Source organism: Micrococcus sp. MS-ASIII-49, from assembly GCF_000946635.1.
Lineage (GTDB): Bacteria > Actinomycetota > Actinomycetes > Actinomycetales > Micrococcaceae > Micrococcus > Micrococcus luteus.
Window position 1 is genome coordinate 1 of record NZ_JXSP01000084.1, and the last position, 14457, is coordinate 14457.

Annotated in this window: 13 protein-coding genes and 1 pseudogene; 7 read left to right on the top strand and 7 right to left on the bottom strand. The window is 75.4% G+C overall.

What is annotated here, in order from left to right:
- Window positions 1-136: 136 nt before the first annotated feature.
- Window positions 137-1591: an L-lactate permease gene (locus tag SJ20_RS06180; RefSeq protein WP_036316204.1), complete on the bottom strand. Its 1455-nt coding sequence runs from the start codon at window positions 1589-1591 to the stop codon at window positions 137-139.
- An 81-nt stretch (window positions 1592-1672) separates the two neighbouring features.
- On the opposite strand from SJ20_RS06180, the gene SJ20_RS06185 reads away from it, so the two are divergent.
- The 4 genes from SJ20_RS06185 (at window position 1673) to SJ20_RS06200 (ending at window position 5650) form a co-directional block, all read left to right on the top strand.
- Window positions 1673-2821: a nitronate monooxygenase gene (locus SJ20_RS06185; RefSeq protein WP_044659310.1), complete on the top strand. Its 1149-nt coding sequence runs from the start codon at window positions 1673-1675 to the stop codon at window positions 2819-2821.
- 65 nt (window positions 2822-2886) lie between these two features.
- A complete protein-coding gene (locus tag SJ20_RS06190; RefSeq protein ID WP_044659311.1) occupies window positions 2887-4269 on the top strand; it encodes a sensor histidine kinase in 1383 nt (460 codons plus the stop codon).
- A gap of 38 nt (window positions 4270-4307) precedes the next feature.
- The gene (locus tag SJ20_RS06195) at window positions 4308-5000 is read left to right on the top strand and encodes a response regulator transcription factor (protein WP_012751126.1); all 693 of its coding nucleotides are present in this window, start codon (window positions 4308-4310) and stop codon (window positions 4998-5000) included.
- 383 nt (window positions 5001-5383) lie between these two features.
- Entirely contained in the window at window positions 5384-5650 is a 267-nt protein-coding gene (locus SJ20_RS06200; protein WP_044659312.1) for a hypothetical protein, read from the top strand.
- Window positions 5651-5663: 13 nt separating this feature from the next.
- On the opposite strand, the gene SJ20_RS06205 is transcribed toward SJ20_RS06200, so the two are convergent.
- Window positions 5664-6239: a TetR/AcrR family transcriptional regulator gene (locus SJ20_RS06205; protein ID WP_044659334.1), complete on the bottom strand. Its 576-nt coding sequence runs from the start codon at window positions 6237-6239 to the stop codon at window positions 5664-5666.
- Between the two features lie 165 nt (window positions 6240-6404).
- Here SJ20_RS06205 and SJ20_RS06210 point away from each other — a divergent pair.
- Both SJ20_RS06210 and SJ20_RS12295 read left to right on the top strand, forming a co-directional pair.
- Window positions 6405-6884, top strand: a pseudogene (locus tag SJ20_RS06210) (ABC transporter ATP-binding protein); the annotation flags it as partial.
- 119 nt (window positions 6885-7003) lie between these two features.
- Window positions 7004-7864: a VOC family protein gene (locus SJ20_RS12295; protein WP_036382371.1), complete on the top strand. Its 861-nt coding sequence runs from the start codon at window positions 7004-7006 to the stop codon at window positions 7862-7864.
- A 15-nt stretch (window positions 7865-7879) separates the two neighbouring features.
- On the opposite strand, the gene SJ20_RS06220 is transcribed toward SJ20_RS12295, so the two are convergent.
- The 5 genes from SJ20_RS06220 to SJ20_RS06240 all read right to left on the bottom strand — a co-directional run bounded on the left by SJ20_RS06220 (window position 7880) and on the right by SJ20_RS06240 (window position 13397).
- Window positions 7880-8857, bottom strand: coding sequence for a bile acid:sodium symporter family protein (locus SJ20_RS06220; RefSeq protein WP_036382369.1), 978 nt, complete (start codon window positions 8855-8857; stop codon window positions 7880-7882).
- Between the two features lie 118 nt (window positions 8858-8975).
- Window positions 8976-9971 (bottom strand): hypothetical protein, encoded by a 996-nt coding sequence (locus tag SJ20_RS06225; protein WP_044659313.1) that lies wholly within the window; start codon window positions 9969-9971, stop codon window positions 8976-8978.
- Between the two features lie 178 nt (window positions 9972-10149).
- Entirely contained in the window at window positions 10150-12012 is a 1863-nt protein-coding gene (locus SJ20_RS06230; protein ID WP_044659314.1) for an ABC transporter ATP-binding protein, read from the bottom strand.
- A gap of 58 nt (window positions 12013-12070) precedes the next feature.
- The gene (locus SJ20_RS06235) at window positions 12071-12541 is read right to left on the bottom strand and encodes an NUDIX domain-containing protein (protein ID WP_002855389.1); all 471 of its coding nucleotides are present in this window, start codon (window positions 12539-12541) and stop codon (window positions 12071-12073) included.
- Window positions 12542-12566: 25 nt separating this feature from the next.
- On the bottom strand, window positions 12567-13397 hold the full coding sequence (locus SJ20_RS06240; RefSeq protein ID WP_227717951.1) for a LysE/ArgO family amino acid transporter: 831 nt from the start codon (window positions 13395-13397) through the stop codon (window positions 12567-12569).
- 69 nt (window positions 13398-13466) lie between these two features.
- On the opposite strand from SJ20_RS06240, the gene SJ20_RS06245 reads away from it, so the two are divergent.
- Entirely contained in the window at window positions 13467-14390 is a 924-nt protein-coding gene (locus SJ20_RS06245) for an ArgP/LysG family DNA-binding transcriptional regulator (protein ID WP_082067595.1), read from the top strand.
- The last annotated feature ends 67 nt before the right edge of the window (window positions 14391-14457 follow it).

The following is a 14457-nucleotide window of genomic DNA, read 5'->3' on the forward strand; positions in this document are numbered from 1 at the left end:
CCGTGGGCAGAACCCACAACCCCGTCGCCTCCGTGGGCAGAAGAGAGGGCACTTCTGCCCACGGAACGCTCTGGCCTGCCGCTTCCGCCCACGGAACCGGGCCGCCCCACCCGGGCCCCGCTCCACCCCCCGCGCGTCACCGCGGCAGCAGGAACCAGCCCATCACGGCCATGCCGAGGATCCCGGCGAGCATGGCCGGCAGCAGCACCACGAACAGGTTCCGCCGCGTCACGGCCCAGCCGGGCATCTGCGGCGACTGCGCCCCCGCGGCCATGCCGTGGGCCACCTGGATGCGAGCGGGCCCGGCGACGATGCCCCAGCCCGCGGCCGCGTTGTGCAGGCCGTTGGACCAGGGCGGGGGGACGCCCAGGGCGGCGCCCGTGTCCATCTGCAGGGGGCCGATCAGGGCCATGGCCCCGGTGTTCGAGGCCGTGATGAAGCCGGCGAACGCGCCGAGGAACGGCATCGCCACCAGGTAGGACTCCCCCATCCCGCTGAGCGCGCCCGCGAGCGCCTGCGAGACCCCGCCGGCGGAAAGGATGAGCCCGAACGCCACGTAGAGCGCGTTGGGGATGGCGGTGCCCACCCACAGCTTCCCGGCCTCGCGGGGGACGCGGCGGCGGGCGGCGGCGTCGAGGTGGAGCAGCTGCACGCCCACGCCCACCGCCACGAACGCCCACAGCGCCGGCGTCCCCACGAGGGCCGCCGCCCCCTCGAGCCCGAACGCGCCCTTCACGGTGGTGCCCAGCACGGTGCCGGCCATGAGCGTCAGGTACGGCACCACGTCCCGCCCCGGCCCGGGCAGCAGCCGGCCGCCGCGGATCACGAGCAGCCAGGCCACGGTGAGCACGAACGTGGCGACGGCGCCCGCCGGCGCGGTGCCGACCACGAGGTTCGCCCCCAGGATCAGCGCCCACTGGGCGACCCCGGAGAGCACGGCGACGCCGAGCCAGGGCAGTGTCCGGGCCGGGCCGACGTCGACTCGCATGCCGCGCGCCCCGCGCAGCAGCAGCACCGTGGCCACGCCCGCCACCAGGCAGGCCGGCAGGTTGAACACCGCGGCGGTGACCCCGATCTCCCGGAAGTCCAGGCCGAACAGGCGGGCGCCCATGAGCGTGCCCGGCGCCATGGACCCCCACGGGCCGATGGTGAGCGCGAGGACGGAGATCAGCGCGGACCGGAACGCCGTGTAGCCCAGACCCAGCAGCAGCGGCACACCCACGATCAGGGAGACGCCGAACCCGGTCACGGTCTCGAGGAACGGGATGACGCCGTGCACCATGAGCAGCGCGGTCGCGATCGTGGGGCCGTTGCCCGCCGACAGCCACGCGGCCAGGCGCGCGTGCCCGCCCGAGTACTCCATGACGCGGGACAGGGTGATACCGCCAGCGATGATCGCCAGGATCTCGAGCAGCGTGGGCACGCCGGCGCCGACCGCGCCGCCCAGGTCGCCCGGGGCCACGCCGAAGACCGTGAGGGCCAGCAGCACGGCCACGGCCGTCCCGGCGGCCGGGGCCACCCACGCGGGCAGCCGGGTGAGCAGCAGCACGAGGGTGAGCAGGATGGGTGAGAGCGCGAGCAGCACCTCCACGGCGCACCCCCTCTCCTCGTGTACTGCGCCCCACTGTAGGCGCGGGGTGGGGCCGACACCCCTCCCCTTACTCTGGGGGTCATGACGCAGCCATCCCACCCCGACGACGTCACCCGCGCCCGCCTGATCCCGCCCGTGCCCGTGGCGGTGGCCCCGATGGCCGGCGGCCCCTCGACCCCGGAGCTGGTCGCCGCCGTCGTCGGCGCAGGCGGCGGCGGGTTCCTCGCCGGCGGCATGCGGACGGCCGCGCAGATGCGCGCGCAGGTGGACGCGCTGCGCGCGCTGCTGGGCGCGGAGGGGCCGGACCGCTGGGGCGTGAACCTGTTCGTGCCGGACGCGGTGAACACGGCCATCCCGGACGCGGCGCGCACGGAGGCGGCACGGTCGGCGCGGGCGGCGGCCGTCGCCGCGTACCGGGCGGACCTGACGGCCGACGGCGCCGCCGACCTGCCCACGGCCGCGGACGTGGTCCCGGACCCCGACGCCGAACGGGCCGACTTCGACGCCCTGCTCACCGCCGCCGAGGAGCAGGCGTGGCCGCTGGTCTCCTTCACGTTCGGCCTGCCGGCCGCGGACGTGTTCGCCCGGCTGGCCGCCGCGGGCATCCCGGCCGGGGCCACCGTGACGGACGCGACCGAGGCGCGGGCCGCCCTCGAGCACGGGGCCGCGTTCCTCGTGGTGCAGGGCCACCGCGCCGGCGGGCACCGGGGCACGTCGGACCCGGCCGCGGAGCCGACCCGCGCCGAGCTGCCGACGGTGCTGGCGGCGGTGCGCGACGTCGTCGGGACGGGGGCCGCGGGCGCCGTACCCGTGGTGGCCGCCGGCGGCGTGGGCACCGCCGAGGACGTGCGCGCCCTGCTGACCGCCGACGCCGTCTCGGCCGGCACCGCGTTCCTCCTCACCCCGGAGGCGGGCACCTCGGCGGCGCACCGGGCGGCCGTCGCGGCGTGTGCGGCCGGGACACGCTTCTCCGCTGACGACGGGCGGGCCCGCACCGCCCTGACCCGCGCCTACACGGGGCGGTGGGCGCGGTCGCTGGCCACCGCGTTCATGGCGGAGCACCCGGACGCCCCCGCCGCGTACCCCGAGGTCAACGTCCTGACGAAGGGGCTGCGCGCCGCCGCCGCGGCCGTCGGCGACCTCGAGCGCGTCCACCTGTGGGCCGGCACCGAGGCGCACCGGGTCCGTGAGGCGCCGGCCGCCGACGTCCTCGCCTCCCTCGCGCCCTGAGGACCGTCCCGGATCATCCCGCGGACTGACGCCGGCCACTCGGCCTGCGGCCTAGGCTGGCCCGCGTGAACCCCCTGCGCCGCCTCGACCAGTGGACGCGCCTGCACCCCGTGCGCACCGACGTGATGGCCGCCGCGGCACTGTTCACCGTGCTCGTGGCGCTGCCGTGGATCGCGCTCGGGCCGATGGTCGCCCCGGACCCCCAGGGCCGGCAGACGGCCGTCTCCCTCCTGGCCGGGGCCGGCATGGTCCTGCCGTGGGCCGTGCGTCGGGTGCGCCCGGTGGCCTCGGCCGCCGTCGTGACGGCCGCGGCCGTCCTGCACCTGCTCGCCGGGCCCGAGTTCAGCCTGTCCCTGCTGATGGTGCCGCTCACCGTCTACAACCTCGCCGCGAACGCGCCCCGGAGCATCTCCGTGGCCGGGCTCCTCACGGGGCTGGTCGGCGGCGTGGCCAACGGGGTGAAGGTGTGGCTGTTCCCGGCGCAGTTCGTCACCCCCGACGGCCTCACCGTCCGCTCCCCCGCGGAGCCGCTGGCCATGGTCATCATGGCGATCGGCTGCGGACTCATGGTGCTCACCGCGTGGGCGTTCGGCGACGTCGTGCGCAACCGCCGCCTCACCGTGCGCGCCCTCGAGGACCGCGCCCACCGCCTCGAGGTGCAGTCCCGGCAGGAGCGCGAGCTCGCCGCCGCCGACGAGCGCAGCCACATCGCCCGGGAGATGCACGACATCGTCGCCCACTCCCTGCAGGTGATCATCTCCCAGGCCGACGGTGCCCGGTACGCCGCCGCCGCCAAGCCCGCGCTCGCGGTCACCGCGCTCGAGACCATCGGCCAGACCGGCCGCTCCGCGCTCGCGGACATGCGCCAGCTGCCCGGCGTGCTCCGCGAGACCGGCGAGACCGTGGCCGGGGTGCCCGGCGTGACGGACGACGACACCCGGCGACCCGCCGACCCCGCCCCGGACCGCGCGGACCCCACCGGGACGCGTCCCGACGTCGTCGCCGCCCCCGACGGCCGCGGCGCCCGCCTGCCCCCGGGCCGCCGGCCCCAGCCGCGGCTCGCGGACCTGCCCGCGCTCGTGGAGACGATGCGGCTGTCCGGACTCGAGGTGTCCCTGCTGGAGACCGACACGCCCCGCCGTGCGCTGCCGGCGGGCGGTGAGCTGGCCGCGTACCGGATCGTGCAGGAGGCGCTCACCAACACGCTGCGCCACGGCGGGCCGGACGCGGATGCGTTCGTCACGCTCGCCTGGACGGCGCGCGGCCTGGACCTGCAGATCGACGACGACGGCCGCGGCGCCGCCGCCGACCCCGCCACCCGGGGCAGCGGCCAGGGTCTGCGGGGGGCCGCCGAGCGGACGGCCCTGTTCGGCGGGACGCTCGAGACGGGGCCGCGCGTCGGGACCGGGTACCGCGTGTCCGCCCACCTGCCGTACTCGGCGGTGTGAGGGGTGGCCGCCCCCGCCCGACTTGAGAGGATGACCCCATGAGCTCCGAGGAGACCGCCCCCGTCCGCGTGGCCCTGGTGGACGACCAGGCGTTGATCCGGTCCGGGCTGGCCATGCTCGTGGACTCGCAGCCGGACCTGACGGTCGTGGCGGAGGCGGGCAGCGGGCGCGAGGCGGTGGCGTCGGTGTCCGTGGCGGGCGCCGACGTCGTGCTGATGGACGTGCGCATGCCGGAGATGGACGGCATCGAGGCCACCCGCGCGCTGCTGCGCCGGCCGGATGCCCCGCGCGTCGTGGTGCTGACCACCTTCGACCTGGACGAGTATGCGTTCGACGCGATCGAGGCGGGCGCCAGCGGCTTCCTGCTCAAGGACGCCCCTCCCGAGGAGCTGCTCGCCGCGATCCGCACGGTGCACCGGGGCGACGCCGTGATCGCCCCGTCCACGACGCGCCGGCTCCTGACGCACATGGCCCCGCGTCTGCGCTCGGACCAGGTCCGCAGCGCCGAGTGCGAGGAGCAGCAGGCGGCCGTGGCGTCGCTGACCCCGCGCGAGCGCGAGGTGCTGGTGCTCATGGCGCAGGGCGCCGCGAATCTGGAGATCGCCGCCGAGCTCGTGCTCTCCGAGGCGACGGTGAAGACGCACGTGGGCCGGGTGTTGGCCAAGCTCGGCGCCCGCGACCGCGTGCAGGCCGTGCTCATCGCCCACCGCGCGGGCCTCGTGCAGTTCTGACCCGCCGTTCCGGCACGCCCTGCAGCCCCCGCCCTAGCCCCTGCCCCACCCCTCGTCGAGGCCCGCAGACGCGCCGCTACGCCGTCGTCGTAGCGGCGTGTCTGCGGGCCTGGGCGGCGGGCCTCAACGGCCGGCCTCAACGGCCGGCCTCGGCGGCCGGCCTGGGCGGCGGGGCCCTTCCCTGAGCCTCTCCCCAGGCGCCTGTCAGCACAATCACAGGTCATACCTGGGTATGAGTCGGACGCCCCGAGGTTCATCCTCATGGCCCTGCCGGTGCGCCCACCCCCTCCGCGATGCTGGACGCAGGCCCCGCAGCGGGTCCGCCGCCGGGGTGCACGCGCCGATGGCCGCCCCGGCCCGACGCGCACTGGAGGAGAGGCACCATGACCGGCAGCATCCTGGACCACCCCGCCCCGACGACGTCCCGCGCCTCCGACCCAGCCGCCGAGCGGGCGCAGCGGGACAGCGAATGCGTGGCCTTCTTCGTCGCACTGGTGACGGCCGCCGTCGTGATGCTGGGCCTGAGCCTGTTCACGGGCGTCGAGGGGCTGCTGCGCCTGGCGCTCACCGCGGGCGCCGGCCTGCTCGCCGGCGCCGTCGCGTGGGCCACCGCCCGCCCCGTCCTGGAGGACGACGCCCCGGGCGACTGACCCGGCCGCGCCCTCAGGGCCGCAGGCCGCGCAGGTACGTGTCCAGCAGCCAGCCCCGCTGGTCCGGGCCGTGGCCCAGCAGCGCGCACTCCGGCGACCGGGTGACCATGAGCAGGCCGAACAGGTAGTCCGCCCCGGTCACGTCCGGGCCCACGAGCCCGGCCCGCCGCGCCTCGGCCACCACCTGGTCCGCGAGCTCGAGGATCACACGCTCGGCCTCGGCGATGAGGGCCTCGGGCGGCCGGTCGGCGGGGTCGAAGTCGTCCCGGGCCGCCGCGAGCGAGGCCAGGTTCACGGCCCCCAGGTCCTCGGCGAGCCGCCGCCACCGCGCCTCGGCCCCGCCGTCGCGCTCGTCCCCGGCCGCCCCGTCGAGGAAGGCCTGCAGGATCCCTCCGGTGCGGGCCACGACGTCCTCGAGCACGGCGTCCAGCAGATCCCGACGCGTGGGGAAGTGCCGGTACAGCGTGCCCACGCCGACCCCGGCCTCCTGCGCCACCCCGCGGAGGGACATCGCGGCCCCCTGGGTGGCGATGAGACGGCCGGCGGCCGCCAGCAGGTCCTGGCGGTTGGCGCGGGCGTCGGCTCTAATGTCCCCATCATCCCACTCCGCCCGGCACCGCCCGGCGGCGGGGGCCTGACGCCCTCGGGTCCACGCCTCGCCGGCCCGCCTCATCCCCGGGCATGACCCGCCGCCCGCAGAGGTGGTCCCCTCCTCCGATCCGCCCCGCCGCGTCCGCGCGGAAGAGTGGGATCCATGGACACCCCACCCACCTCGCACCCCGCCTCCCCCACGACCCCCGGCCCCGTCGCGCCGGGGCCGGGCACGCCGTCGTCGTCCGCCGCCACGACGACGGCGCCCACCGTCTGCGCCCGCGGCCTCACCCGCGCCTACGGGCGGGGCGGTGCGCAGGTGCACGCCCTGCGCGGGGTGGACGTGGACTTCGCCTCGGGCGCGTTCACGGCGATCATGGGGCCCTCGGGCTCGGGCAAGTCGACGCTCATGCACTGCCTGGCCGGGCTGGACACGCCGACCTCGGGCTCCGTGAGGATTGGCGGCACCGAGATCACCGGCCTGGCCGACACCGCCCTGACCCGCCTGCGCCACCGCCCGCACGAGCTCTCGGGCGGTCAGCAGCAGCGCGTCGCCGTCGCCCGCGCCCTGCTCACCCGACCGGGCGTCGTGTTCGGGGACGAGCCCACCGGCAACCTGGACACCGCCACCTCCACCGAGGTGTGAGCAGGCGGGGCGCGGTGCGTGCGAGCCGCGCCCCACAGCTCGGCGCCGGTCCGCGGCCCCGGCGACGCGCCCGAGACCTCGTGACGGGGTCCCGGGCGCGCCCTACGCTGAGCCGCATGAGCGAGACCCTCCTCGCTGCCCCTGCCGCCCCCGCCGGCTCCCCCGCCTGGATCGACTACACCGCCCCCGACTTCGCCCGCCAGCAGGCCTTCTACGAGGCCCTCTTCGGCTGGTCCTTCACCGACTCCGGCGAGGAGTTCGGCCACTACCGCATGATCACCAAGGACGGCGCCTCCGTGGGCGGCGCCATGGACGCCGACCAGCTCTCGCAGATGACCGGCGAGGACGCCCCGCCCGCCGCGTGGACCGTGTACCTGCGCACACAGGACATGGACGCCACCCTCACCGCCGTGCGGGAGAACGGCGGCGCCGTGCTCGTGGACGCCATGCCCGTCGGCGACCTCGGTGTGATGGCCATGGCCGAGGGCCCGGGCCACGAGGTGGTGGGCTTCTGGCAGTCCGGCACCTTGGCCGGCCATGACCTGCCGCTCACCCCCGGCACCTCCGTGTGGTTCGAGCTCATGACGACCCGCTTCGACGAGTCCGCCGAGTTCTACCGCGCCGTGGCCGGCTGGCAGCCCACCCCGCTGGGGGACGACGGCGCCCCGGAGGACACGCAGACCGCGGCCGACGCCGAGGACGCGGCCCACGACGGCCCCCGCTACGCGACGAACCACCCGTTCGACCGCGCGACCGCGGGCCTGTGCGACGCGCGGGCCTGGCTGCCGCCGAACGCGGTGGGGTACTGGCGCATGTACATCGCCGTCGCGGACACGGACCGCGCGCTCGAGGTGATCCGCGAGCACGGCGGCACGGTCCTGGACGGCCCCCAGGACTCCCCGTTCGGCCGCGTCACCACCGTGCAGGACCCCGCCGGGGCCACGTTCCAAATCAACGAGCCGCCCGCGCAGGGCTGACCTGCGCCGCGGCCCTCACTCCTGCGCGGCGCGCCGGCCGTCGGAACGGCGGTAGGCCATCGCGAGCACGGCCCCGGAGAGGTTATGCCAGATCGAGAACACGGCGCCCGGCAGGGCTGCGGCCGGCGAGATGTACTGCGCGGCGAGGCCCGCGGCCAGGCCCGAGTTCTGCATGCCGACCTCGATCGAGACCGTGCGCGCCACGGGCGTGGGCAGCCGGAACAGCTTCGCCGCGCCGTAGCCGAGCAGGTAGCCGAGCCCGTTGTGCAGCACCACCGCTGCGAACACCAGCAGGCCCGCCGACAGCACACGGGAGGCGCTGTTCCCGACGACGGCGGCCACCACCAGCGCGATGAACACCACCGAGACCCACGGCAGGGCGGGCAGCACGCGGTCGACGACGCGGCGCAGCAGCAGGCGCACGACGAGTCCGCCCAGGACCGGCAGGAGCACGATGTTCACGATGGACTTGGCCATGGCGCCGCCGTCGACGGCCATGTACTGGCCGGCCAGCCACAGGGTGAGCAACGGCGTGAGCAGCGGGGCCAGGAGCGTGGACACGGAGGTCATGGCCACGGAGAGGGCGGTGTCGGCGCGGGCGAGGTAGCTGACCACGTTCGAGGACGTGCCGCCCGGGGCCGAGCCCACGAGGATCACGCCCGCCGCGAGCTCGGGCGGCAGCTGGAGCACGACGGCGACGCCGAGCCCCAGCAGCGGCATGATCGCGTACTGCGCCACCACGCCCAGCAGCACGGGCAGCGGCCGGCGGGCGACGAGGCCGAAGTCCGGAAGGGTCAGCGTCAGGCCCATGCCGAACATGATGATCCCGAGGAACAGGTTGACCTGGGGCAGCAGCGTCTTCGCGGCGGTCGGGGCGAGGAAGCCCACGAGCGCGGCGGCGAGCACCAGCAGCGGGAAGACGGTGACGGCGATGCGTGCGGAGCGGTCTTCCGCGCGGCGGGCGTCGGTGGGGGCGGGATCCGGTGCGGTCATCCCGTCATGGTAGGAGCGCGACCGCGGTGCGTCGTCGCGTGACGCGGCGCCGTCGTCGGCCTTCCGGAATCTTCTGCGCCCCTGACCCTTCTGGACGTCCGCTCCCGCCCCAGAAGGGTCAGTTCCGCAGACGATCCTCCGCGCCACCGGCGTCGAGACCGCCACGCTCCGCGATCGCGGCCCGCACCAGCCCCGCCGTCTCGACGAATCCCCGCCACCGGTCCGTCCCCGCCACCCGGATGTTGAGCCAGCCCTGACGCAGGAACACCGCGTCCCGGCGGGTGTCCTTGCCGACCTGCGCGGCGCCGTCGTGGGTCTTGCCCTCGTAGTGGATCGCGATCCGCCACCGCCGGTAGCCGAGGTCCGCGCTGGCGGGGTGCCACAGCGAGTAGTCGGGGTCCCAGAGCTCGATCTGCAGGTCCGGCTCGGGCAGCCCCGCGGCCATCAGGGCCAGGCGCAGCTCGGTCTCGGCCGGGGAGTCGGACCCGGTGCGCACGAGCGCCAGCGCCTCCCGCGCCCGCACGATCCCGGCCTCGCCCGTGTGCCGCTCGAGCGCGGCACCGAGCTCGCGGCGGGTGGCCAGCGCGACCTTCCCCCGCCGCTCGTCCTCCCGTGCCAGCCGATCCCCCACCGCCACGAGCGCGTCCCGGTCCAGGACGGTGGCCAGATGGAACCAGGTGTCGGCGTGAGAGGTCCAGCGCAGCCCATGCAGCCGGTCCCGCCGCACGATGACGCGGTCCAGGTCCACGAGCCGGGTGCGCACGCCGGGCTCCCGCAGCACCCGGCGGGTGCGGGACCGCAGGACGGTGGGGCGCACCCGGGCCTTCACGTCGTCCGGGAGGGGCCAGCCCAGCAGCCGGGCCACGGACTCGCCGGTCACCACGACGTCGGGACGCATCGCCGCCAGGTCCTGCAGCCGGGACAGCTCGGTGGCGAGGGGACGTGCGGGCGGCGTCGCCCCGGTGACGGGGCCGATCCAGCGGTAGTGGCCGTGCGTGACGCGTTCGACGTCCCGGCTGCGCAGCCGCGACCCCGACACCCCGGCGGCCAGCGCCTGCGCCCGCGTGAACGGGGCGTCCTGGAGGTGGGCGGGGAAGGGTCCGGGCACGCGCATGGCCCCGATCCTGCTCGCTCCCGACGCCGGCGGGCCCGGTTGTCCACAGGCCCTGCGGAGACGTCGGGGCGACGTCGTCGTGGGCGTCCTGCCGCGCGCGGGGAATCCGTTGCGCATCTGACCCTTCTGGGCCTCCGCGGAGCGCCCAGAAGGGTCGGATCCGCAGAAGATTCCGGGATCATCCGCTCAGCCCGTACTCCTTCAGCATCTTCCGGGCCTCCTGGGTGCCGGCCCTCTGCAGCTCGAGCAGCTGCGCGTAGATCCCGCCTGACTCGGCCAGCTCGGCCGGGGTCCCGATCTCCTGCACCTGCCCGCCGCGCAGCGTGACGATCCGGTCGACGGACGCGATCGTGCTCAGCCGGTGCGCCACGATCAGGCTCGACCGCCCCACCATCAGGTCCTCGAGGGCCGCCTGCACGAGCCGTTCGGACTTCGTGTCCAGTGCGGAGGTGGCCTCGTCCAGCACGAGGATCGGTGCGTCCTTGAGCACGGCCCGCGCCACCGCGATCCGCTGCTTCTGCCCGCCGGACAGCCGCAGCCCGCGCTCGCCGATCACCTGGTCGTAGCCGTCGTCGAACGCCTCCACGAACCGGTGCGCGTACGCGGCCTCGGCGGCGGCCCGGACGCGCTCGTCGGAGGCGTCGGGGTCCGCGTAGGCGATGTTCTCGCGCACCGTCCCGGAGAACAGGCTCGGCTCCTGGAACACGGTGGCGATCCGCCCGCGCAGCACGGCCAGGTCCAGCCCGGCGACGTCCTGTCCGAACACCTCGATGCGTCCGCTCGTCACCGGGTACAGACCCAGCAGCAGGTGCGCGATGGTCGACTTCCCGCCGCCCGACTCGCCCACGAGCGCCACCCTGGCACCCCGCGGGATGTCGAAGGACACGCGGTCCAGCACGGGGCGGGAGGCGTCGGCGTCGTAGGCGAAGGAGACCTCGTCGAAGCGCACGGCCGGCACGTCCGCGGGGACGTCCGGCGCACCCGGCACGACGTCGGCCCGCGGCTCCGCCGGCACGCGCGGTGCGTCCGCGCTCGCCACCGCGAGCGCCGCCCCGCCGGCCCGCTCGCGTTCCTCGGCGAGCACCTCGAAGTAGTCCTTCGACCCGGCGACGGCGCGCTGGGCGGAGTCCACGAGGAAGCTCATGGAGAAGATCGGCTGCCGGGCCATGTTCATCAGCTGCAGGAGGATCACCATGTCGCCCACGGAGAACAGGCCCTGCGCGGTGCGGACGAACACGATCAGGTACATCGCGCCGAAGGCCACGTTCAGGGCGAGCCGCCGCCCGGCGTCCATGCCGTGCCAGAACCGGGACTGCTGCCGGGTGATCCCCACGGTCCGCAGGAACCGGTCGCGGAACCCGGTGAGCTCCTGCTCCTGCCGGTTGTAGGCCCGCACCACGGACATCTGGGAGACCACCTCGGCGAACCGCCCCGAGGCGATGTCCACCTCCGTGTTCTTCTCCCCCTCCCACACCTGCCACTTCGCGGAGGTCCGCGCGGTGAGCCACATGTACACGGGGAAGACGACGGCCAGCAGGATCGCCAGCGGCCACCAGTAGAACGCCATGATCACGAGCACCGCAGCGGTGGTGATGAGCATGGTGAACGCGTTGTTCGCGAAGAACTGCAGGAACTGGGTGAGCTCGTTGATGGTGCGGTTCAACCGGTTGACGACCTGCCCGGTGATCGCGGTGTCGAAGTACCGCTGGGGCAGGTGCAGCAGCTGCTCGAAGTACCGCGTGGAGAGGATGGCGCGCATGCGCGCGGCCATCACGTCGCCCCAGTAGCCGCCGACACTCGCCACCAGGGTGGTCGCCACCTCGACGGCGAGGAACGCGACCGCCAGCCAGGTCACCGCGGTGACGGCCTCGGCCACACCGGTCTCCCCCGCGACGGCGGCGACGATCCGGTCCGTGGCCGCACCGATCAGGAACGGGGTGGCCAGGGCCAGCACCGCGGCCAGCACGGAGCTGACGGCGATGCCGAGGTAGAGGCGGTGGAGCTGGGGCGCGAAGCGCAGGATGCGGAGCAGCGACGTCACCGGGCCAGGCTAGTGGCCGGGGCGGACATCAGCGCGGGCCGGCCGGCCCGCGCGGACGTCAGAACGGGGGCGCTGCGGCGACGGCGGCCAGCACGGGGTGCAGCAGCGGGGCCACGCCGTGCCCGCCCGGTGCGGCCGGGGCGGCGGGGTCCATCCAGTGCAGCTCGACGATCTCGTCCGTCGGCTCGGGGACCTCGTGCCGGGCGACGGGCCGCCACAGCGCGAACACCTCCGAGTGCAGGGCGGCGCCGGGCTCGTTGGCGGCGGCGGTGTCCCACGCGCCCAGGCGGGTCAGCTCGTCCGGGCGCAGGCGCAGCCCGGTCTCCTCGGCCACCTCGCGGACGGCGGTGTCCACGGGGTCCTCGCCCGGCAGGTGCTTGCCGCCGGGGAACATGAACATGGCGGTGCCGGCCTTGCGGACGGTCAGCACGCGGCGGTCCGGGCGGGCCAGCACGACGGCGGAGACGCGGATGACCTCCCCGGCCGCGACGGTCGGGGTGCGGGCGGAGTCGGAGGGGGAAGGACTCATGCCCCCATCATCCTCCCCGCGCGGCTCAGAGGAGCGTGAGCCCCACCTTCACGGCGATTCCCAGCATGAGCACGCCCACCACGGCGTCCACGATCCGCCACGTCCGCGCCGAGTCCATGGACGGGGCGAGCTTCGTGCCGCCCCAGCCGAGCGCGGTGAACCACACGAGCGAGGCCGCCACCGCACCGCCCACGTACGCCCACTTCGCCGCCCCGAACGTCTGCGCGAAGGTGCCCATCATGACCACGGTGTCGAGGATGGCGTGCGGGTTCACCAGGGAGACGGACAGCGCCAGCAGGATGATCCGCGGCAGCGGCGTCTGCGGGCGGTCCAGCGCCACGCGGCGCGGCTGCACGCGCTGCCGCACCGTCACCGACCCGCCGCCTGAGGGGGCGCCGAAGCCGGGCGCGCCGTCGTCGTGATGCCCGACGCCGGCCCCGGCCGGCTCGCGCTCGGCCAGGCGGCCGGTCACCGGGTCGATCAGCGGCAGCTCACCGGTGAGGACCGCGAGGTCGATGCGGTCGGGGCCGTGCCCGGTCCCCTCGACGTCCGCGGCCGCGGTGCTGAGGGTCCGGTCCCCGCGCCAGGCGGAGCGCAGCGCGCCCGCGGCGAACCCGAGGAGGTAGACCACGCCGGCCACGGTCAGCGCGGGCACGAGCCACGGCCAGCGCTCGGCCACCACGCCCACGCCGCCGGCGCCGAGCACGAGCAGCGCCACATCGGCCACGAAGCACACGGTCAGGACGGTCCACACGCGGTCGCGTCGGACGATCTGGCGCAGCAGGAACAGGGTCTGCGCGCCGATGGCGACGATGAGGGCGAGGTAGGTCAGGAATCCGGTGGCGAAGATGGTCACCGAGCGAGGATAGGAGCCGTCCCACGTCCGTGCCATCGCGATCTTCTTCAGGATCTGAAGACATCCTTCATGGCCACCCCTACCCTGGACCGCATGAACTCCGACCACCTGCGCGCCCTCGTCGCGGCCGTCGACCACGGCACCTTCGACGCCGCCGCGGACTCCCTGCGGATCTCCGGCTCGGCCTTCTCGCAGCGGATCAAGGCCCTGGAGCGGCAGGTGGGCCAGGTGCTCCTGGCCCGCACCGTCCCCGTCCGGCCGACCGCGGCCGGAGAGCGCATGCTCCGTCTCGCCCGGCAGACCCTCGCGCTCGAGGACGAGGCGCTCGCCGCGCTCGGCCGGGGTGACGGCGGCCGCGTGCCGCTGCGCGTGGCCCTCAACGCGGACTCCCTCGACACGTGGTGGGAGCCCGTGCTGCGCGAGGCGGCGACGTGGGACGACGTCGTCCTGCAGATGCAGTCCGAGGACCAGGAGCACACCGCCGTCCTGCTGCGGGACGGCGCGGTCGTGGCGGCCGTGACGGACGACCCCACGCCCGTGGCCGGGTGCACCTCCACCCCGCTGGGCACGATGCGCTATCACGCGGTGTGCGCGTCCTTCCTGCTGGAGCTGCACCGCGACGCGCGGGGCCGGGTCGACTTCGGCACGCTGCCGATCGTGGACTACGGCCCCCGCGACGGCCTGCAGCACACGGTGCTGCGCCGCGTCACCCGCGGCCGGCCCGTGGCCGACCCACCGACCCACCTCGTGCCGTCCGTGCACGCGTATCTGCGGGCGGTGGAGCTCGGGCTGGGCTGGGGCATGCTCCCCTCGGTGCAGATCCCGCCGGGCGTGCTCGAGGGCCGGCACCCCGACCTCGAGACGATCCCGGCCCTCGGCGCGGCCGACGTGCACCTGCACTGGCAGCGCTGGACGGCCGGGACCGCGGCTCTGGACCGCCTCACGGACGCGGTGCTGCGCGCCGCGCCCTCCGCCGGGGACACCGCGGACTGACGGGCGCATTCGAGACCCGCCCCGGACGCGCCGCGACCCCCGCCGGAGGGACGGGGGTCGCGGTCAC